The sequence below is a fragment of the Gottfriedia acidiceleris genome (genome assembly GCF_004138285.1).
GTDB lineage: Bacteria > Bacillota > Bacilli > Bacillales > Bacillaceae_G > Gottfriedia > Gottfriedia acidiceleris_A.
In genome coordinates, this window is sequence record NZ_SCFN01000005.1 from 162846 (window position 1) to 183638 (window position 20793).

The following is a 20793-nucleotide window of genomic DNA, read 5'->3' on the forward strand; positions in this document are numbered from 1 at the left end:
CCCCTTTAATTCATCATATGTTCTTTATTGTCTCACAAACGGTTTTCAATTGAAAACAAAAATCCTCCTTACTGGCAAGGTTGTTTTGTTAGTTTATGGACAATTGAAAATGGTAATTACATCTTAATGAATGCTTATTAGATCGCTCCCACAAATTTTATGAATGAAAGACATCGTTATAAAGAACAAAGCTACGGACTTTATACAAAAAATCTCTATGAAATCTTTTAGAAACAAGAAAGTACTTCAACTTTTGAGATAGAACTATTATTTCGTTCATTTTAATGAATATTTTTCACAATTTTTTTCTTACCTATTTTATTTTTTTTATTAGATTATGCTAAAATGGGAAAAGATGATTTTTGGATGTGATTCGTTACGTTCATTGGGAGAAAAGGACGTGTAAAAGTGAAAGGACAACAAGGCATACCTGTCTCAATTGATTTTGAGACATTGATAAAAGATCCACACGGGCGCGATAAAATCAGTTTTCAAGCAAATGGCTTATACTATAAAAAAGATGATGTTTCATATTTATTGTTTGATGAAAATCATGAGGACCGAAAAGTAAAGGCTACTATGAAAATAGGTAAAGGGGAAGTAACAATTATTCGTAATGGCGGAGTTATGATGCGCCATCAATACCGAGTAAATGAAACAACTGAAGGTACTTTCTCAAATGAATTAGGAGTATTTCAAACTAAGGCATATACAAAGAAACTACAATTTCTAGTATCTGAAGGACCTTTAAAAGGAGTACTTCAATTAGGATATAAGTTATTCGTGGGTGATGAAAATGCTGGGTCGTATAACATTACAGTATCAATTAAGGAGGCAACGATATGAATACATTAGAACAAGTAAAAAGTCGTTTGAAAAATGAAATCGAAGCTGCTGTATTAAAAGCAGGATTAGCAACAGAGGAACAATTACCACAAGTCGTATTAGAAACACCAAAAGATAAAGCGCACGGAGATTTTTCAACAAATATGGCGATGCAATTAGCACGTGTTGCTAAAAAGGCTCCTAGAATGATTGCAGAGGAGCTAATTAATTCTTTTGACCAAAGTAAGGCAAGCATTCAAAAAGTAGAAATTGCAGGACCAGGTTTCATCAATTTTTATATGGATAATAGTTACCTAACTGATTTAATCCCAACAATTATTAAATCAGGAAATGAATATGGCCAAACAAACTTTGGTAACGGTGAAAAGATTTTAGTTGAGTTTGTTTCAGCGAATCCGACTGGAGATTTACATTTAGGTCATGCACGTGGAGCAGCGTTTGGAGATTCACTATGTAATATTTTAGACAAAGCAGGTTATGAAGTAACTCGCGAATATTATATTAACGATGCTGGGAACCAAATTAATAATTTAGCATTATCAGTAGAAGCTCGTTATATGCAAGCTCTTGGAATGGATAAAGAAATGCCTGCGGATGGCTACCATGGTGCAGATATTATTGAGATTGGTAAAACATTAGCTGCTGAATTCGGTGACCGTTATATGAATGAACCAGAAGATACTCGCTACAAATTCTTCCGTGAATATGGTTTAAAACTAGAAATGGAAAAACTACAACGAGATCTACGTAATTTCAGAGTAGACTTTGATGTTTGGTATTCAGAAACTTCATTATATGAAAATGGCAAAGTATTAGAAGCTCTTGATGATTTAAATCAACGTGGTGAAACATATGAAGAAGAAGGTGCGACTTGGTTCCGTTCTACAACATATGGAGATGATAAAAACCGTGTACTAATTAAAAGCGATGGCTCTTATACTTATTTAACGCCGGATATCGCTTATCACCGAGATAAACTTAGTCGCGGAGCAGATAAACTAATTGATATTCTTGGAGCAGACCATCACGGTTACATTCCTCGAATGAAAGCAGCAATTCAAGCATTAGGATATAATGCTGATACGCTAGAAGTAGAAATAATCCAAATGGTTCAGTTATATCAAGACGGTCAAAAAGTAAAAATGAGTAAACGTACAGGTAAAGCAGTAACTCTACGTGATCTAATGGAAGAAGTAGGTATTGATGCGACACGTTACTTCTTTGCAATGCGTGGTTGTGACTCACATTTAGACTTTGACATGGACTTAGCTGTTTCTAAATCAAATGAAAACCCTGTGTATTATTCACAATACGCTCACGCTCGTGTATGTAGTATTCTTCGTCAAGGAGAAGAAATGGGTATTGTTTACAATGGAGAAGCTGATTACAGCCTTGTTTCGTCTGAAAAAGAATATGAGTTATTAAAGAAACTAGGAGAATTCCCAGCAGCGGTTTCATTAGCTGCTTCAAAACGTACTCCTCATCATATTACAAACTATGTGTTTGAATTAGCGGGTACATTCCACAGCTTTTATAATGCAGAAAAAGTGTTAGATGCTGAAAATGTTGAAAAATCAACAGCTAGATTGGCTTTAATGAAAGCAGTTCAAGTTACATTACAAAATGCATTAGCTTTAGTTGGAGTTTCTGCACCAGAAAAAATGTAAGAAGTAAATTAGTGAAAGTACCATATCCCAATTTTGGATATGGTACTTTTTTTGTTAGATAAAGTACAAACAATTAATTTTTCAAAAGTATAATTTTGTAATATTTTTGTTTGTTAATTTATAAGAATTTGTCGGTAAATAGGGAAAGAAAACAAGTTTCACCATTTTTTTATTAATTTTTTAAAATTTATTTAAAATGACCCCCTAAAAAATGAAATTCTTTGCGAATAGTTATAGTGAGAATAAATAAGAAATTTATACAAAGGGGAAAAAATTCATGAAAAAGTTATTAGTACATACAACTGCAACAGCATTATTATTATCTCAGTTAGGATTCTCAAGTTCAGTACTTGCTGCTGAAAATGATACAGTTTCAACAACTGACAAAAAGGAAGAAGCACCTGCATTAGTTAAAGGAGATTTCTTCTACTTTGTAAAAACAACTGTAGAAAAAATTCAACTGTTACTAACAACAGACAAAGTTAAAGAAGCAGAACTTTTAGCACAATTCGCACAAGAGCGTATTCATGAAGCAAGAGAATTAATAAAAGAAGGCAAAGAAGATTTAGCAAAAGAAACAATAAAAGAAGCTTTAGGTCAGATGGAAAATGCTCAAGGCCAACTTGACGGTAAACTACCAACTGTTACTGAACCAACGACTTCAGAAAAAACAACAGAAGATTCTGTTACTACAAAACCTACAGATGATTCAACTGAAGTAGAAAAAGAAGATCAAGAAAAAGCTGAAACAGATAAACAAGAAACAGAAGATCAAGATAAAGCTGAGACAGACAAACAAGAAACAGACAAACAAGAAACTGATAAAGAAGATCAAGAAAAAGCTGAAACAGAAAAAGAACATGTTGAAAAACATGAAAAACAAAAATTAACAAAAGAGCAAAAAGAAATTGCAAAAATCCAACATCATTTAAATAACAACCTACTTGTACTGGCAAATGTTTTAGATCAAGTTAAAAATCCAAAAGCAAAAGCTGCGATTGCTAAAAATATTGAAAAGAGCTTTAACAAAATATCTGAAAGATTAGAGAAAGTCTTAAAACATACAGAACAGGATTCAACAGCTCTAAAACCAATTATTACAGTTCAATACCCTGATGCAACTACAGATCAGTCAGCTACTCCAGAAGTTATTACAACAGTAACTAAAATTGAAGACGTAAATGACACAGACGTAAAAAATGTTAATGAAGATGATCAAGGTGAAAATGATGACAAAGATGATTCTACTGAAGTTGCTACAAAACCTGTAAAAGTAGAGCATAAGGAAGAGCACCAACATAAGTCAAAAGAAGTAAAACCAGTTAAAGTAAAAAAAGTAAAAGTTGAAAAAGAAGAAAAACATGAAGTAAAACACGAAAATGGTACAAACCATAGAAATCAAGGTGAACATGAAAATCGTGGAAACCATAAGGGAAATGAAAAGCAAGAGTGGAAAAAAAATGAGAATTCAAATAACCAAGGTGAAAACCATGGAAATGGACATGGTAAAAATTAATAAGTAATTATTTCCATTCACCTTTCAATAAAATCATATGAAACATTTCATAAGATGCGATATGCTTAAGTTTAACCGATTAAATTAAAATGGTGCCTCATACATTCATTTGATTATATAATGAGTGGAGGCGCCTTTAAGTTTTAATGGCTAAGCAATCCTCTTTTGAAAGGAGATCGGGTCTTGTTACTTACAATTTTTCAGACGCTTTATAAAAGAAAAGAAAAAATTGAAGATATTGTATTAACAATACAACAGTCTTCATCAAAAGAACTAGATGATTTTATAGTTCAATATACTCCTTTTATAAACAAAACTGTTTCTACTATTTGTGGAAGATATATTTCTAATCAAGAAGATGAATTTAGTATCGGTTTAAATGCATTTCATGAAGCTATTAAACTATATTCATATAAAAAAGGAGCTTCATTTCTATCTTTTGCTAAATTGATTATAAAACGGGAATTAATCGATTTTTTTCGGAAGGAATCTAAATACCAATCGTTGACTTCAGATCAATCCGATTCAGATGATATACATAAACAATATGATGACCATGTGTATAGCTCTTATATAAAGAACTTTGATGAAATAAACCGTAAAGAAGAAATTATTCATTTTAGTGAGATGCTTAAACAATTTGGAATTTCATTAGAAACTTTAGTAGAGGTTTCACCTAAACATGAAGATACAAGGGAGCATATTTTTTCAGTTGTAGACATTATTACATCTGATGAAGAAATGCTAACTTTTCTATATAAAAAGAAAAAATTACCGATGAAAATACTAGAAACTAAAGTTAATATAAGCCGAAAATCGCTCGAAAAACATAGAAAATATATAATTGCCATGAGTATAATTAGCGTCAATGAGTATATTTATTTAAAAAACTATTTAAAAAGGGGGAACTGAAGATGAACAATGGTATTGTATTAAAAGTTAATCATTCTTCCGTAGTTGTACTAACTGCTAACGGAGAATACTTAAAATGTAAAAAATTATTGTCATCCTATTCGATTGGTGAAGAAATTCAGTTCCCCAGCAATGCAATCATTTTAAATAAAAAAATAAAAATGAGCATCCCTAAATTGATACCTGTCATAATCGCTAGTGGATTAATTCTTTTTTCTTTTATATTTGTAAATTTGAACAACAATGAAGCATTGGCAGCAGGAAAGGTTACAATTGATTCAGAAGCAAAGGTATCATTAATATTGGACAAACAGTTAAAGGTCATTGCATTAAAGGGTCACAATGAACAAGGTAAACAAGTGATCAATAAAATGGATAACTGGAAACATGAGCCCCTACATTTAGTTATGGATGATTTAGTTGGTGAAATGGAGAAATCTAAGGTAATTGACCCAGATGAAACAATCAACTTAACTGGTGAGATGAGAAAAGAATTTGAAAATAAACAAAGTGAGCTAAATCATGAATTAAAGGATATTCAAGAAAGTAATAATCATATTAATATCCCAAATTCTAAGGAACTAGATCAGCCAAAGGTTAAAATTGAAAATCAAAATCAAAGTCAAAATAAACAAGAAAAAAGTTTTAATTCTAATTCAACGAAAGTGACAAAAGGCGAGACCAATTACAAGGATAAATCTATTTTAAAGTCACCTTCAATCGAAAAAGACAAAAATAATGATAATGGTCATTCAAAAGAAACTAAGAATGATAGTCACCAAGATGAACACTGGGGAAATAAGCAGCGTCAATGGAGTCATAGAAATACGGATGAACATCATGAATCATCGAATCAAAATCAAAAGAAACAATATAACAACTATGAAAAGCATCAAGATAAAAAAAAAAAAATGACTATAATAATGACCGCGAAATAAGAAGAAGTAATAAAAATCAACGAAAAAATATAAATAATGAAGGATGTCATGGGTGCAATACTCGTTATAAAAACAATGGAAACGAGAACAAGCACATTAATGGCTAGTAAAATAGCAGTGAAAAACGCTCAGATTAATAATCTGAGCGTTTTTTATACTAATAACATACTTAACACTCATAAAAGAGTAAAGGCTTAGGAAATGCCGCTCAAATGCTCATGAATAACCTTCCATTCACCAAGTTCATTCTTTTTAAATACATTGGTAGCTCTACCATGACCAACTACAAAGTTCCCTTTCAAATAGCCTTCATATCGAAATTGATAAGTACATGTTGCAGAATTTTGATCGGTAGTTAACCACTTTACATTTGTAGCTGTATAAACTTCATCCTGAATTACATTCCATGCATTTTCAAAATACTGCTGAATTTCTAGTAAAGAAGTACAGGTTTTGTCTGAAAACCAATAAATGGCATCCTTGTGAATAAAATTTTTTACTTGATTAAAATCATGTGTATTTGTTGCTTTTATGTATTGTTGTAGCGCATTTTGATAGTTCATTTACAAACCACCTTTATAGTAAAGTTTAAGTAAGACTTGTAGGTGAATATCTATAAACTATCATATCATTACTATTCCATATTAATCAGTTATTTTAAAGCCATTGCTAAATAAAATAAACCCTCAAGGTAAGTTAAACTTCCTTAAGGGCTACGTTAGTAATAATTGAACTTTTTAAATGCTTCTTTAGTACTCAACTTAAGTAACTTCGATCATACCACCACTTATTCGCTTATAACCTCTCCATTTCGTCATATCTTCCATTAATTGCAATAGAGCTAAATCCTTTTTTTTCGATTCAATCATTATATCGATATCACTTCCAATTGATCTGACCATGTCAAAAAAAGGCTTAATAAAATCAAGGTCAATTAAATCTGAATGCGCTCTAAACTCTTTATCGGATTTCGGAGATGAAATATGAATTTTAGGCTTCAAATATATATGCTCCCAAGTAGAGAATATAAGGGGTAATAATTTCTCTAACGGCTCTTCACATAAGTTTGCCATATGATGATGATAGTCAAATACGAGTGGAATACCTTCATTTTTACAAACCATTAGTGTTTCAGTGGTATTATACGTTTTATCGTCATTTTCTAGAGTCATTTGTTTTTTGATATGAGTAGGGAGCTTTTTTATATTTTCATAAAAACGCTGGATAGCAAGTTCTTTATTTCCATAGGCGCCCCCGATGTGTATATTAATGACGCTTTTGTCTGCAATACCCATTGCTTCAAGAACTTTATAATGATACTCCATATCAATCACAGCATTATCAGTTATATGGGGTTTATCACTTGTAAAAAGCGTGAATTGATTAGGATGAAAACTAACTCTTAATTCATGCTTTTTGATAAAATCACCTATTTCTTTAAATTGTTTGTGAAAAATATTTATATAATCAAATTCAACATCTGGATGAGTCGCCAAAGGGACCATTGATGAGGACATTCTATATAAGGGAATTTGTTGTCCCACATTATAATGAAGTGCTCTATACGTATTTTCGATATTTTGCGATGTAACATACATTAATTTCTCTAAACGTTCGTTTCTATCAAGGGCTTTATAACGTGTAAATGTAAGAGTTTTTGCAGGTGAACAATTATATAATGATAATGCATGTGATACATATCCAAATCGAATGATCATATTTTGTTCACCTCTACTTCGTTTATGTATATGTACAAAACATTACATTAATGGAGAAAGGAGCTTAGATAAAAGCTTGCGACACTTCCATAAGAATGCTGTATTTTTATAATGCCCAATAGGATATGATTTTGAGCGTTCTAAGTCCTTTATAAATATTTCCTTGATCTTCAATATGAAAGACTCACTTGAAAAAATACAGCTCCATTCATCATTTATGCAAAGACTTCTACGGTCAAAGTTAACGGATCCTACATCACAGCAACAATCATCGATGAGTAGTACCTTAGCATGAAAGAAACCCTTTTGATAATGAAAAACTTCCCCACCACCTTCTAAAATTAAAAGGAGATGTGGAAAACTCGCCTCTTTAACTAGTCTATGGTCTTCTTTTTCTGGAATCATTACACATATGTGGACGCCTCGATTAAGAGCGGCTAGAAGTGCGTCCATCAGTTTTTTTGTTGGAATAAAATAAGGTGTACCAATATAAATATGTTTTTTTGCCTGATCTATTAAATCTTTATATAGGTTCTCAATGCGCACAAAGTCTGACGAATAGAAGTGATGCTCGATTTTCCCTTTTACTAATTCATCGTCATTAATTAGCGTAAAAGATTCTCCACCACTTCTAACCCAGTCTATTAAAAATTGTACGTGCAAATCTTTTACACCCTCACCAGTCATTCGAATATGATAATCTCTCCAGTAACCTAATTCTTCATCAAAACCAATATATTCTTTACCAATATTAAAACCACCAAAATAGCCGGTTTTTTGATCTATTACTGTAATCTTCCGATGGTTACGGTGTTGAAATCGATAGAGAGTATATGGAAATCCGGTTCGACGATTAAAAAGTACTTCTACGCCATTTTCTTTTAGTTTTTTTATTCTTTTACGCTTAAGTCTAAAACTGCCGATCCAATCAACAAGCAGACGTACTTGTAATCCTTCCCGAGCTTTTCTTTCGAGTAGTGATAAGAATTTTTCAGATGTTTCATCGTTTCGAACAATATAAAAAAGCATAGAAATGCTACTATTCGCCTTTTTTATATCGTCTAGAAGATGCTTGTATAAGTCATTACCATCCGTTATTAACATTGTTTCACTATATCTTTTTTTAAATGGACAAGTTTCATCATATTTATGAAAGGCTTTATAACCAAAATAAAGATCTAAGCTAGCAAGGAGTATAAGAAAGAGTAGAGCAATTAAGCAAATGCAAAGAATCATATAATTAAACTCCTTTACCTTTTACGTGTTGATAGTATGACCATATACATTGAAGAATATGAAAAAGAGCCAATTTAAAATGAAAAAGTATTTGACTGAATAGTCATTCATTATATAATTGAAGTATATATTTTCTGAATATTATTATGGTTATAAATTTTTAAAAAGTAAGCGTTTTATTTATAGCCGAGAAAATTGGGGGAGGAATACATCATGGATCATGCACTTTTGTATTTGAACGCACTGGGGTTTGTGGCAATTACAGTTTATGCAATTTATTTATTCATTTACCTAATTAAAACAAGAATTGCCTACATTAAACTTGGTAAAAAAGAAGAATTTGAAAGAAATTTGAAAGATCGCTTTCAAAAAATTTGGGTGAATGTTTTCGGACAAAAAAAGCTATTGAAAGATAAGAAAAGTGGATTTATTCATTTGTTATTCTTTTATGGATTCATTTTAGTTCAAGCGGGAGCTTTAGACTTTATTTTAAGAGGTCTTGTTCCTGGAGTACATTTACCACTTGGACCATTATATGGTGCATTTACATTTTTTGAAGAAATCGTTGCGTTACTAATATTGGTGGCAGTTGTTTGGGCCTTCCATAGACGATATATTGAAAAATTGGTTCGATTAAAAAGAGGTTGGAAAAGCGGGTTAGTTTTAATCTTCATTGGTTTATTAATGTTATCAACACTGTTTGGTAATGGTATGGGAATCATTTGGAGTGGGGAAGGAACGAGCTTTCACGAACCAATCGCATCCTTAGTTGCCACAATTTTTAACGGCATTAGTAAGCCTTTAGCCATTTCATTCTTTTATGTTGCTTGGTGGACTCACTTAATTTCGCTTTTAACGTTCTTAGTGTATGTACCTCAATCAAAACACGCACATTTACTTGCTGGTCCAGCGAACGTTTATTTTAATCGTTTAACGAAAGCAGGAAAATTAGAAAAAATAGATTTTGAAGATGAAACACAAGAGACATTTGGTGTTGGAAAAATTAGCGACTTCCGTCAGTCACAATTAATTGACTTATATGCTTGTGTAGAATGTGGTCGTTGTACAAATGTCTGTCCAGCAACTGCAACTGGAAAAATGCTGTCACCAATGGATTTAATATTAAAACTTCGTGACCATCTAACTGAAACCGGTGCTGTTGTAACGTCTCGTGCACCTTGGGTTCCAACTGTTGCATTTTCAAAGACAAAAGGAAATCAATTAGCATTTGCTTCACAAGGAAACCAAGAAACAGCAGCAACATTGGAATATAGTCCAAGTTTAATTGGTGACGTAATTACTGAAGAAGAGATTTGGGCATGTACAACTTGTCGTAACTGTGAAGATCAATGTCCTGTAATGAATGAGCATGTTGAAAAGGTAATTGATTTACGTCGTTATTTAGTTTTAACAGAAGGTAAGATGCAACCAGATGCTCAACGTGCAATGACAAATATAGAGCGTCAAGGAAATCCATGGGGATTAAATCGTAAAGACCGTGAAAACTGGAGAGAACTTGATGAAAGTATTCATATCCCAACTGTAAAAGAAGCTCAAAAAGCTGGAGAAGAAGTTGATTACTTATTCTGGGTTGGTTCAATGGGTTCATATGATAATCGAAGCCAAAAAATCGCATTAGCATTTGCGAAACTTATGAATGAAGCTGGAATTAAGTTTGCTATTTTAGGTAATAAGGAGAAAAATTCTGGTGATACACCTAGACGATTAGGTCAAGAATTCTTATTCCAAGAGTTAGCAAGTAATAATATAGCAGAAATTGAAAAAGCGGGAGTAAGTAAATTAGTAACAATTGACCCGCATGCTTATAACACATTTAAAAATGAATATCCTGATTTTGGTTTACAAATTGAAGTTTATCATCATACAGAATTATTATCTCAATGGGTTAAAGAAGGTAAGTTAAAGCCAGTTCATCAAGTAAACGAAGTGATTACTTACCATGATTCCTGCTATTTAGGTCGATACAATGAAGTTTACGAAGCTCCTAGGGATATTCTTCGTGCTATTCCTGGCGTCAAGCTTGTCGAAATGGAGCGTAAACGTGAAACAGGTATGTGCTGTGGAGCGGGTGGAGGATTAATGTGGATGGAAGAGCATGTTGGTAATCGTATTAATGTAACGCGTACTGAACAAGCACTTGCAGTTAGTCCAAATGTAATTGGAACAGGTTGTCCTTATTGCTTAACAATGCTATCAGATGGAACAAAAGCAAAAGAAGTCGAAGAAAGTGTTAAAACACTAGATATAGCAGAGCTTTTAGAGTTATCGATTTTTGGTGACAAACAAAACCAAGCTTCATAAAAGTTCTATAACTTTTCAATTTTCATAAATTAACAATGAAAGGTGTGCAATTTGTACACCTTTCAGACTGTAGTTAAGTTTTTCAATCAGTCTGAAAATCGAGTTTCTTGTTTTATAAAACTTTGTATACCTTTTATTTGGAGAATTGATTTTTATAGGATTTTTTTATAGAGGAGAAATTGATAAAATTTTAGGGGGAAAATGGGATGAGTAAAACAGTTATAGTAAGTGCAGTTCGTACACCATTAGGACGTTTTGGAGGCGCGTTAAAGGGCTTTAGTGCTGCCCAGTTAGGTGGTTTCGCAATTAAAGAAACTTTGAGCCGTGTTAACCATCCGTTAGAATCAATTGATGATGTAATAATGGGAACTGTTTTACAAGGTGGGCAAGGACAATTACCTTCAAGACAGGCACTTCGTAATGCAGGACTACCTTGGGAAACAAGATCAGAAACAATAAATAAAGTATGCGCATCTGGTATGCGTAGTGTGATGCTTTCTGATTTATTGATTCGATCTGGTGAAAGTAAACGTATAGTTGCAGGTGGAATGGAATCCATGAGTAATACACCTTTTTATCAAACCTCTTTAAGATGGGGAAATAAAATGGGGAATACAGAGTTAAAAGATGGTCTTCTAGTGGATGGTTTAACTTGTTCATTTACTGGAGTTCATATGGGTACATATGGAAGTGAAGCTGCTAAAATCGAAGACATATCTCGTGAGCAACAAGATGAGTGGGCACTTCGTAGTCATCAACTTGCGATTGAATCGATTAAAACAGGTAAATTTAAAGAAGAGATTGTAACGATTGAGTCCGTTGGCAAAAAAGGAGTCGTTACAAAAATTGAAGTAGATGAGTGTCCAAGGGAGGATACTACTATTGAAAAATTGGCTAAGTTATCACCAGCATTTGATCGTGACGGAACAATCACAGCTGGTAATGCACCTGGACTCAATGACGGAGCTGCAGCTCTTTTATTAATGAGTGAGGAAGATGCAAAACTAAATGGCTACTTACCATTAGCTACAATTGTTGCAACAGAATCAATTGCTGTAGAAGCAAAGGACTTCCCAAGAACTCCAGGATATGTTATTCAAAAATTATTACAAAAAACAAATAAAAAGATTTCTGATATTGACTTATTTGAAATTAACGAAGCATTTGCAGCAGTAGTTTTAGCAAGTTCGAAAATTGCGGATATACCTTTAGAAAAAATAAATGTAAATGGAGGCGCAATTGCTCTAGGACATCCAATTGGAGCAAGTGGTGCAAGAATCATCGTCTCATTAATTAATGCTCTTAAGGCAAGAGGCGGCGGCCTAGGAATTGCTGCAATCTGCAGCGGCGGTGGTCAAGGAGACGCAGTCTTAGTAGAGGTACGATAAGAGAGAAAAGCAAGAAATGCAGTGTATGGGTAGCAGGAAAGGTATGGAGGGAAATACATCCTTCTACCAAAATACTGCCTCCCTTAAGCTGTTATTTTTCTTGCTTTTCTATTTTTGCCTACTAACTTGATCTTGTTTTTCCTTCCTTCCAGACTTAAAAATTTTTCTACAAAAAATAACAGGAATTTTCAGATTTTTGTCTAATATTATACGAAGTAGACTATCTTTTTAGTCAAAGTAGAAAATATTTTGTTAACGCTTACAAAAATCGACAAAAACAACATGGCAGTGATAAGGAAGCAATTAAGTTAAGGGGAATAGGATATAAAATAATTATCTTTAATTAAGACCTTTCATTTGATTGTGATCCTTGTCCTAGCAAAAATCGGGGGAAATGATCTATGCAATTTCGTTTAAGTGAAGAACATGAAATGATTCGTAAAATGGTAAGAGATTTTGCTAGAAATGAGGTTGCTCCGTCAGCTGCTGAGCGTGATGAGCATGAAAAATTTGATCGTTCAATTTTTGATCAAATGGCTGAGTTGGGATTAACAGGTATTCCATTCCCAGAGGAATATGGTGGAATCGGTAGTGATTATTTAGCTTACGTTATCGCAGTTGAAGAGCTTTCTAGAGTTTGTGCATCAACAGGTGTAACTTTATCAGCACACACTTCATTAGCTAGTTGGCCGATATATAAATTTGGTACTGAAGAACAAAAACAAAAATTCTTAAAACCGTTAGCACAAGGAACAAAAATCGGTGCTTATGGATTAACTGAACCAGGATCTGGATCAGATGCTGGTGGTATGAGAACGACTGCTAGAAAAGAAGGAAACGAATATATTTTAAATGGTTCAAAAATATTTATTACTAACGGTGGAGAAGCGGAAATTTACGTAGTATTTGCGGTGACTGACCCTACAAATAAACATGGTGTTTCAGCATTTATCGTTGAAAGTGATACACCAGGTTTTTCAGTTGGTAAGAAAGAAAGTAAATTAGGTATTCGTTCATCGCCAACAACTGAAATTATTTTTGAAGAATGCCGTATCCCAGCTGAAAACCTATTAGGTGAAGAAGGTAAAGGATTTAAAGTTGCAATGCAAACTCTTGATGGGGGTAGAAATGGTATCGCTGCTCAGGCAGTAGGTATTGCACAAGGTGCATTAGATGCGTCAGTTGATTATGCTAAAGAGCGTGTTCAATTTGGTAAACCAATTATTGCTCAACAAGGTATCTCATTTAAACTTGCTGATATGGCTACAAGTATCGAAGCTTCTCGTCTATTAACTTATCAGGCTGCATGGTTAGAATCTAATGGACTTCCTTATGGTAAGGAATCTGCAATGTCTAAATTACTTGCAGGAGATACTGCAATGAAAGTTACAACAGAGGCAGTACAAGTTTTCGGTGGATATGGATATACGAAGGATTATCCGGTAGAGCGCTTTATGAGAGATGCTAAAATCACTCAAATCTATGAAGGAACACAAGAAATTCAAAAACTAGTAATCTCAAGAATGCTGTAAAAATAAAATATTTATTCTTCTTTTCGCATTACGAATGATTAGGATAGCTTGGTACAAGGAATATGGATTACCCTTTACCAAGTTTTCTTTTACAAAAAAAGGTAATTATAATTTCGGGGGATGATTAGTATGGTAGAAAAGTATCAAGCTAAGCACAAGATTCGTTTCGTTACTGCATCAAGCTTATTTGATGGCCATGACGTGTCAATCAATATGATTAGAAGATTACTGCAAGAAAATGGTGTTGAAGTTGTTCATTTAGGCCATAACCGCTCTGTTGAAGAAATTATTAACGCAGCAATTCAAGAGGATGTACAAGGTATTTCAATTTCTTCCTACCAAGGTGGACATATGGAGTACTTTAAATATATGTACGACTTGCTTCAAGAAAGAGGCGCTTCTCACATCAAGTTATTTGGTGGCGGTGGTGGCGTAATTTTGCCTAAAGAGCAAGAGGAGCTAGAAGCATACGGAATCACTAAAATCTATTCACCTGAAGACGGCCGTATAATGGGACTTCAAGGAATGATTAATCATATGTTACAAAGCACAGATTTTCTTCCACCTTTGAAAGACTTAGAGAACGTTCAAAAACTATCTGCTACAAATCATAAAGAAATTGCTAGATTTATTACTTTAGCTGAAAATAAAGGTTCTCTAGATTCAAGCTTAGAGATGGCTGCAACTTTAGAAAAATCAGAAACTAGTAAAAGTGTAGTAATTGGTATGACTGGTACTGGTGGAGCGGGTAAGAGTTCATTAACGGATGAGCTAGTACGCCGTTTTATTCAAGAGTTTCCAGAAAAAACAATCGGTATTGTTTCAATTGATCCAACAAAACGTAAAACAGGTGGAGCACTATTAGGTGATCGTATTCGTATGAATTCAATTCACCATCCAAATGTGTATATGAGAAGTTTAGCTACTCGAGATAGTCAATCTGAAATCTCAAATGCATTAGAGGATGCTATTTCAATCTTAAAATCAGCTGATTTTGACGTTATTTTTGTTGAAACAAGTGGTATAGGTCAAGGTGATGCTGCAATTACCCAATACAGTGATATTCATCTGTATGTTATGACAAGTGAATTTGGAGCACCTTCTCAATTAGAAAAAATTGATATGATTGACTTTGCGGATTTGATTGCAATTAATAAATTTGAACGTCAAGGGTCAGAAGATGCATTACGTCTTGTTCAGAAACAATATCAACGTAGTAGACATCTTTTCCATGATGATATAGCTACAATGCCTGTATACGGAACAATAGCTAGCCAGTTCAACGATGCAGGAACTAATAATTTATTTTTAGCTTTAACAAAATCAATTGAAAAACATACTGCAAATGAGTGGAATACGACATATATTAAGCCGGGTAATGTTGAGAAACAACATGTCATTATTCCAAGTAATCGTCGTTTTTATTTAAGAGAAATTGCAGAAACTGTAAGAAATTATCACGAAAACACTGAAGTTGAGGCAGCAAAAGCTTCAAAGCTTTATCAAATTGAAGGAACACTGTCTGAAATAGAGTCACAAAATATTGAAGACGCAAAACATACATTAATAGATTTGAAAAATAAATTTGAAGAATCTCTTGCTCCATCTACAAAACAAGCTCTAAATCATTTTAAATTGATTAAAGAAGCATATTCACAAGATCAACTAATTCAAAAAATTAGAGATAAAGAAATTAAAGTTGAGTTAACAACGACAACTTTATCGGGCACAAAAATACCGAAAGTATCTGTACCTACTTATCGAGATTATGGAGATTTATTAAGATGGGTAGCGAAAGAAAACGTGCCTGGATACTTCCCATTTACAGCTGGAGTTTTCCCATTCAAGCGTCAAGACGAAGATCCGAAGAGACAGTTTGCTGGTGAGGGACCGCCAAGCAGAACAAATAAACGATTCCACTATCTATGTGAGAATGACCCAGCTAAACGTTTAAGTACAGCATTTGATTCAGTAACTCTATACGGTGAAGACCCAGCAATCCGTCCTGATATTTTTGGGAAAATTGGTGAGAGTGGAGTAAATGTATGTACTTTAGATAATATGATTGAACTTTACAATGGCTTTGATTTATGTAGTCCTTCAACATCCGTTTCAATGACAATTAACGGTCCAGCACCAATTATTTTAGCTATGTTCTTAAATACCGCTATTCATCAACAAGTTGAAATAAAAGAAAAAGAACTGGGCCGAATTTTAACAGTTGAAGAATTCACTGAAATAAAGCGAGTAACTTTACAAAAAGTTCGTGGTACTGTTCAAGCTGATATTTTAAAAGAGGATCAAGGGCAAAATACATGTATTTTCTCAACAGAATTCGCTTTAAAAATGATGGGCGATATTCAACAGTATTTTATTGATAATAGTGTTCGTAATTATTATTCAGTTTCAATTTCTGGATACCATATTGCTGAAGCTGGAGCAAATCCGATTTCGCAACTTGCATTCACTTTATCAAATGGATTTACTTACGTTGAATATTATTTAAGTCGAGGCATGAAAATCGATGATTTTGCACATAATTTATCGTTCTTCTTTAGTAATGGACTTGATGCTGAGTACTCAGTAATAGGACGTGTAGCAAGAAGAATTTGGGCTGTTACTATGAAAGAAAAATATGGTGCATCTGAACGAAGCCAAAAACTTAAATACCATGTTCAAACATCAGGTCGCTCACTACATGCTCAAGAGATGGCGTTTAATGATATACGTACAACGTTACAAGCGTTACTAGCTTTATATGATAACTGTAACTCACTTCATACAAATGCATATGATGAGGCTGTCACAACTCCTACTGAGGAATCTGTACGTCGTGCAATGGCGATTCAGCTTATTATTCAAAAAGAAAATGGTTTATCGAAAAATGAAAATCCAATCCAAGGATCATTTATCATTGAGCAGCTAACAGACTTAGTAGAAGAAGCAGTCTTAAAAGAGTTTGAGAGAATCAGTGACCGTGGTGGCGTATTAGGTGCGATGGAGCTTCAATATCAACGTGGTAAAATTCAAGAAGAGTCACTTTATTATGAAACACTTAAACATAATGGTGATCTTCCAATCATAGGAGTAAACTCTTACATCAATCCTAACGAACAAATGGAATCAATCAATACAATGGAAATTGCTAGATCAAGCTACGAAGAAAAACAATCGCAAATTGATCATGTAGAGCAATTCCAAGTGAAACATAAATTAGATGCACAAGTCGCTCTAGAACAATTAAAACAAGTTGCTCGTCAAAACGGCAATTTATTCGAAGAGCTAATGAATACCGTTCGTGTTGCTAGTTTAGGACAAATCACTCAAGCGTTATATGAAGTGGGCGGACAATACCGTAGAAATATGTAAAATAGAATTGCGAGAAGCCGTTTGTTCTGCTTTAAGACAGCACAAGGGGCATGTGACTGTAGCTAGGTAGAATGGGCGTCTTATAGGCGCTCATTTTACTATTTTCGCGAAAAATTAGTCTAATATTGAAAAATATAGACAAGGTGCTAGCATATTTAACTTAGTTTTGTTTATAATGAAAGATATGTATTTTATAACTAACTAGTAAAATTTATACATAATGTTATTGAATTATGGTGAAAATATTATTTTTAAAGGAGTGCTTACCTTGAGTTTAAAGCAATACTCGGAAGAGCAATTAAAAGAATTATCGCTTATTGAATTAGCATATGAACTTTTTTCTGAAACAAAGGAACCTATTTCTTTTTATGATTTAGTTGACCAAATGGCAACAGTTTTAGGTGTAACTAGAGAGGCACTTTTAGAAAAACTTCCTCAATTTTATACAGAATTAAATATTGATGGCCGTTTCGTATGTTTAGGTGAAAATCGTTGGGGATTACGTGCTTGGTACCCATATGATCAAGCCGAAGAAGAAGTATTACCTGTTGCAAAACCTAAGAAGAAGCGTAAACAATTGGAAGAAGATGATGAGTTCGAAGATTATGACGCATCTGAAGAAGATGAGTTTGAAGAGGAAGAACTTGAATTAGACGAGTTAGATGAAGATCTAGTTGATGATGATGAAACTGATGAGTTTGATGACGAAGAAATCGATGAAGATGACGAAGACCTAGAAATAGATGATGAAGATTTAGAGCTAGAAGATGAAGAAGATGAAGAATTAGATGAATTTGAAGAGGAAGAAGAACTATAAGTTCTTGACTTTTAAGTACTGAATGAGTAGAATTCTTATTGGGCTCTTTAAAAAGAACGAAATATATTTTGACGCTCCCTATTTTAAATAGGGGGCGTCTTTGTTTTTTTACAAATGTAATAAAACAATAATGAAATGTTTGCTTTATATTCAAATGTTAAAAATTTGCATGAAAAAACCCAATTTTGGATGACAATAAAGCATGCATACAAAATGTTATTAAATAATTTTTTATAAAGGTTTAGCTTTGTAATTTCTTGTAAGGAAAAATAAAATACGAATGCTAAAAATGAAAGGGGCTCAATTATGACAAAGTATATTTTTGTAACAGGTGGCGTAGTTTCTTCTCTTGGTAAAGGGATTGTTGCAGCATCTTTAGGACGACTTCTAAAAAACAGAGGATTAAATGTAACAATTCAAAAGTTCGATCCGTACATTAACTTAGATCCAGGAACAATGAGTCCTTACCAACATGGTGAAGTTTTCGTAACAGATGACGGTGCAGAAACAGACTTAGACTTAGGACATTATGAAAGATTTGTTGATATTAACGTTACTAAATTCAACAATGTAACTTGTGGTAAAGTTTATTCTACAGTTTTACAGAAAGAACGTCGTGGAGATTACTTAGGAGGAACTGTACAAGTTATCCCACATATTACAAATGAGATTAAGGATAAAGTTTTCCGTGCGGGTCGCGAAACGAATGCTGATGTTGTTATCACTGAGATCGGTGGAACAGTTGGTGATATCGAGTCATTACCTTTTATCGAAGCTATTCGTCAAATTAAAGGCGACGTAGGTCGTGACAACGTAATGTATGTTCACTGTACACTTCTACCTTATATTAAAGCTGCTGGTGAGTTAAAAACAAAACCAACACAACACAGTGTAAAAGAACTTCGTAGTATTGGTATTCAACCAAATGTCATCGTATTACGTTCAGAAACATCTGTACCACAAGAAATGAAAGATAAAATTGCTCAATTCTGTGATGTAGATGCTAAAGATGTAATCGAATGTGTAGATGCAGATACTCTTTACGAAATCCCATTAGCATTACAAGCACAAGGATTAGACAGTATCGCATGTAATCATTTAAAACTACAAACAAATGAAGCAGATATGACAGAGTGGATTGCTTTAGTAGATAAAGTTAAAAACCTAACTAAATCAACAAAAATCGCTCTTGTTGGTAAATATGTAGAATTGCAAGATGCTTATATTTCAGTAGCAGAAGCATTAAAGCACGCAGGATATGCTTTTGATAGCGAAATTGAAATTAAATGGATTAATGCAGAAGAAGTTACATCAGCTAATGTAAATGAACTTTTAAGCGATGCAGATGGAATTCTTGTACCAGGTGGATTCGGAGACCGTGGTGTAGAAGGCAAAATCTTAACAGCACAATTTGCTCGTGAAAATAACGTACCATTCTTAGGGATTTGTCTAGGTATGCAAATTGCTTCAATTGAATTCGCTAGAAATGTTTTAGGTTTGAAAGGTGCTCACTCAGCTGAAATCGATCCTACTACTAACTATCCAATTATCGATTTATTACCAGAACAAAAAGATGTAGAAGATTTAGGTGGTACATTACGATTAGGTTTATATCCATGTAAATTAGTTGAAGGTTCAAAAGCATACGAAGCTTACGGAGAAGAAGTTGTTTACGAACGTCACCGTCATCGTTATGAGTTCAATAATGAATACCGTCAACAAATGGAACAAGAAGGATTTATCTTCTCAGGTACTAGCCCTGATGGTCGTTTAGTAGAAATTATTGAGTTGCCAAACCACCCATGGTTTGTAGCTTCTCAATTCCACCCAGAGTTTATCTCTCGTCCAAATAGACCACAACCATTATTCAGAGATTTTGTAGGAGCATCGCTACAAAACAAAGGTTAAGGAAATAAAAAGCACCCAACAGATTTTATTAAAGTCATGTTGGGTGTTTTTGCTATTTTAGAATTATTTTTTAGTCGAAATCTGATAGGATCTCACTCATTGTAAGTAATAGGCAATGATAAATAAATAATCCTGTGAGTAGGGTAGGTAAACAAATTCGGTCTCCCTCGTCAGTTGGTACAAGCTTCCTTGTTAATTCATAGTTAATAAATACATCGGCTAGTTCTGATAAATGGTCTTCTCCATTAATCGTGGTAGAGACGATAACTAATCCAATATTTGATTCTGAAAGTTTATTAGCAAGAAGAATAGCTTCTTGATCATCCGTTTGTCTTGTAAATAAAAGTACTCGATCTACTGGAGATAAAGACTGGATTTCGCCGTTAATCAACAAAGGTTTAATTGAGTCGTTGTGTTCTGCTCCATCAGTTATTTCTGCAACAATACCAGCAAATTCTTTTGTTCCATGAACATAAACAGTTCCTTCGCCTATAACTGCCTGTGCTAGGAAGCGTGAAGCATCTTCAAATACTTCCTCTTGCTTAACTATTTTTTGAAAAACTCCATTCAATTGTGTCGAAAAAATTTTTAACATTAAATAATACTCCCTCTTATAAAAGTATG

The 20793-nt window shown here is 33.6% G+C and carries 15 protein-coding genes; 11 read left to right on the plus strand and 4 right to left on the minus strand.

The window, feature by feature from the left end; translation table 11 throughout:
* Positions 1–408: 408 nt before the first annotated feature.
* The 5 genes from EP747_RS09500 to EP747_RS09520 all read left to right on the plus strand — a co-directional run bounded on the left by EP747_RS09500 (position 409) and on the right by EP747_RS09520 (position 5879).
* On the plus strand, positions 409–846 hold the full coding sequence (locus EP747_RS09500; protein WP_165346951.1) for a DUF1934 domain-containing protein: 438 nt from the start codon (positions 409–411) through the stop codon (positions 844–846).
* Entirely contained in the window at positions 843–2513 is a 1671-nt protein-coding gene (gene argS / locus EP747_RS09505; RefSeq protein ID WP_129689663.1) for an arginine--tRNA ligase, read from the plus strand. The genes EP747_RS09500 and argS overlap by 4 nt, the downstream gene beginning before the upstream one ends.
* A gap of 277 nt (positions 2514–2790) precedes the next feature.
* Positions 2791–4029, plus strand: coding sequence for a DUF5667 domain-containing protein (locus EP747_RS09510; RefSeq protein ID WP_129689664.1), 1239 nt, complete (start codon positions 2791–2793; stop codon positions 4027–4029).
* A 183-nt stretch (positions 4030–4212) separates the two neighbouring features.
* Positions 4213–4941 carry an RNA polymerase sigma-I factor gene (sigI, locus tag EP747_RS09515; RefSeq protein WP_235832809.1) on the plus strand — a complete coding sequence of 243 codons (729 nt, stop codon included), beginning with the start codon at positions 4213–4215 and terminating at the stop codon, positions 4939–4941.
* A 2-nt stretch (positions 4942–4943) separates the two neighbouring features.
* Positions 4944–5879 (plus strand): anti-sigma factor domain-containing protein, encoded by a 936-nt coding sequence (locus EP747_RS09520; protein ID WP_129689665.1) that lies wholly within the window; start codon positions 4944–4946, stop codon positions 5877–5879.
* Positions 5880–6073: 194 nt separating this feature from the next.
* On the opposite strand, the gene EP747_RS09525 is transcribed toward EP747_RS09520, so the two are convergent.
* The 3 genes from EP747_RS09525 to cls form a co-directional block, all read right to left on the minus strand.
* Positions 6074–6442, minus strand: coding sequence for a YybH family protein (locus EP747_RS09525; RefSeq protein ID WP_129689666.1), 369 nt, complete (start codon positions 6440–6442; stop codon positions 6074–6076).
* 198 nt (positions 6443–6640) lie between these two features.
* Positions 6641–7597, minus strand: a complete 957-nt coding sequence (gene uvsE, locus EP747_RS09530) for a UV DNA damage repair endonuclease UvsE (protein WP_129689667.1) — start codon at positions 7595–7597, stop codon at positions 6641–6643.
* Between the two features lie 42 nt (positions 7598–7639).
* On the minus strand, positions 7640–8833 hold the full coding sequence (cls, locus tag EP747_RS09535) for a cardiolipin synthase (RefSeq protein WP_129689668.1): 1194 nt from the start codon (positions 8831–8833) through the stop codon (positions 7640–7642).
* A gap of 213 nt (positions 8834–9046) precedes the next feature.
* On the opposite strand from cls, the gene EP747_RS09540 reads away from it, so the two are divergent.
* The 6 genes from EP747_RS09540 to EP747_RS09565 all read left to right on the plus strand — a co-directional run bounded on the left by EP747_RS09540 (position 9047) and on the right by EP747_RS09565 (position 20169).
* Positions 9047–11155, plus strand: coding sequence for a heterodisulfide reductase-related iron-sulfur binding cluster (locus EP747_RS09540; protein WP_129689669.1), 2109 nt, complete (start codon positions 9047–9049; stop codon positions 11153–11155).
* Between the two features lie 206 nt (positions 11156–11361).
* Complete coding sequence (locus EP747_RS09545) at positions 11362–12543, plus strand: acetyl-CoA C-acetyltransferase (protein ID WP_129689670.1); 1182 nt, start codon at positions 11362–11364, stop codon at positions 12541–12543.
* A gap of 401 nt (positions 12544–12944) precedes the next feature.
* A complete protein-coding gene (locus tag EP747_RS09550; RefSeq protein WP_129689671.1) occupies positions 12945–14075 on the plus strand; it encodes an acyl-CoA dehydrogenase in 1131 nt (376 codons plus the stop codon).
* 129 nt (positions 14076–14204) lie between these two features.
* The gene (icmF, locus tag EP747_RS09555) at positions 14205–17444 is read left to right on the plus strand and encodes a fused isobutyryl-CoA mutase/GTPase IcmF (protein WP_129689672.1); all 3240 of its coding nucleotides are present in this window, start codon (positions 14205–14207) and stop codon (positions 17442–17444) included.
* A 268-nt stretch (positions 17445–17712) separates the two neighbouring features.
* Positions 17713–18261, plus strand: coding sequence for a DNA-directed RNA polymerase subunit delta (gene rpoE / locus EP747_RS09560; RefSeq protein ID WP_129689673.1), 549 nt, complete (start codon positions 17713–17715; stop codon positions 18259–18261).
* 306 nt (positions 18262–18567) lie between these two features.
* The gene (locus EP747_RS09565) at positions 18568–20169 is read left to right on the plus strand and encodes a CTP synthase (RefSeq protein WP_129689674.1); all 1602 of its coding nucleotides are present in this window, start codon (positions 18568–18570) and stop codon (positions 20167–20169) included.
* Positions 20170–20239: 70 nt separating this feature from the next.
* Here the strand turns inward: EP747_RS09565 and EP747_RS09570 are convergent, their stop codons facing one another.
* Positions 20240–20764, minus strand: a complete 525-nt coding sequence (locus tag EP747_RS09570; protein ID WP_165346953.1) for a DUF2529 family protein — start codon at positions 20762–20764, stop codon at positions 20240–20242.
* Positions 20765–20793 lie beyond the last annotated feature (29 nt).

Coding starts and splice junctions, on each gene's coding strand:
- argS (WP_129689663.1), top strand. CDS start 843: ATGAATACATTAGAACAAGTAAAAAGTCGTTTGAAAAATGAAATCGAA.
- EP747_RS09510 (WP_129689664.1), top strand. CDS start 2,791: ATGAAAAAGTTATTAGTACATACAACTGCAACAGCATTATTATTATCT.
- EP747_RS09520 (WP_129689665.1), top strand. CDS start 4,944: ATGAACAATGGTATTGTATTAAAAGTTAATCATTCTTCCGTAGTTGTA.
- EP747_RS09525 (WP_129689666.1), bottom strand. CDS start 6,442: ATGAACTATCAAAATGCGCTACAACAATACATAAAAGCAACAAATACA.
- uvsE (WP_129689667.1), bottom strand. CDS start 7,597: ATGATCATTCGATTTGGATATGTATCACATGCATTATCATTATATAAT.
- cls (WP_129689668.1), bottom strand. CDS start 8,833: ATGATTCTTTGCATTTGCTTAATTGCTCTACTCTTTCTTATACTCCTT.
- EP747_RS09540 (WP_129689669.1), top strand. CDS start 9,047: ATGGATCATGCACTTTTGTATTTGAACGCACTGGGGTTTGTGGCAATT.
- EP747_RS09545 (WP_129689670.1), top strand. CDS start 11,362: ATGAGTAAAACAGTTATAGTAAGTGCAGTTCGTACACCATTAGGACGT.
- EP747_RS09550 (WP_129689671.1), top strand. CDS start 12,945: ATGCAATTTCGTTTAAGTGAAGAACATGAAATGATTCGTAAAATGGTA.
- icmF (WP_129689672.1), top strand. CDS start 14,205: ATGGTAGAAAAGTATCAAGCTAAGCACAAGATTCGTTTCGTTACTGCA.
- EP747_RS09565 (WP_129689674.1), top strand. CDS start 18,568: ATGACAAAGTATATTTTTGTAACAGGTGGCGTAGTTTCTTCTCTTGGT.
- EP747_RS09570 (WP_165346953.1), bottom strand. CDS start 20,764: ATGTTAAAAATTTTTTCGACACAATTGAATGGAGTTTTTCAAAAAATA.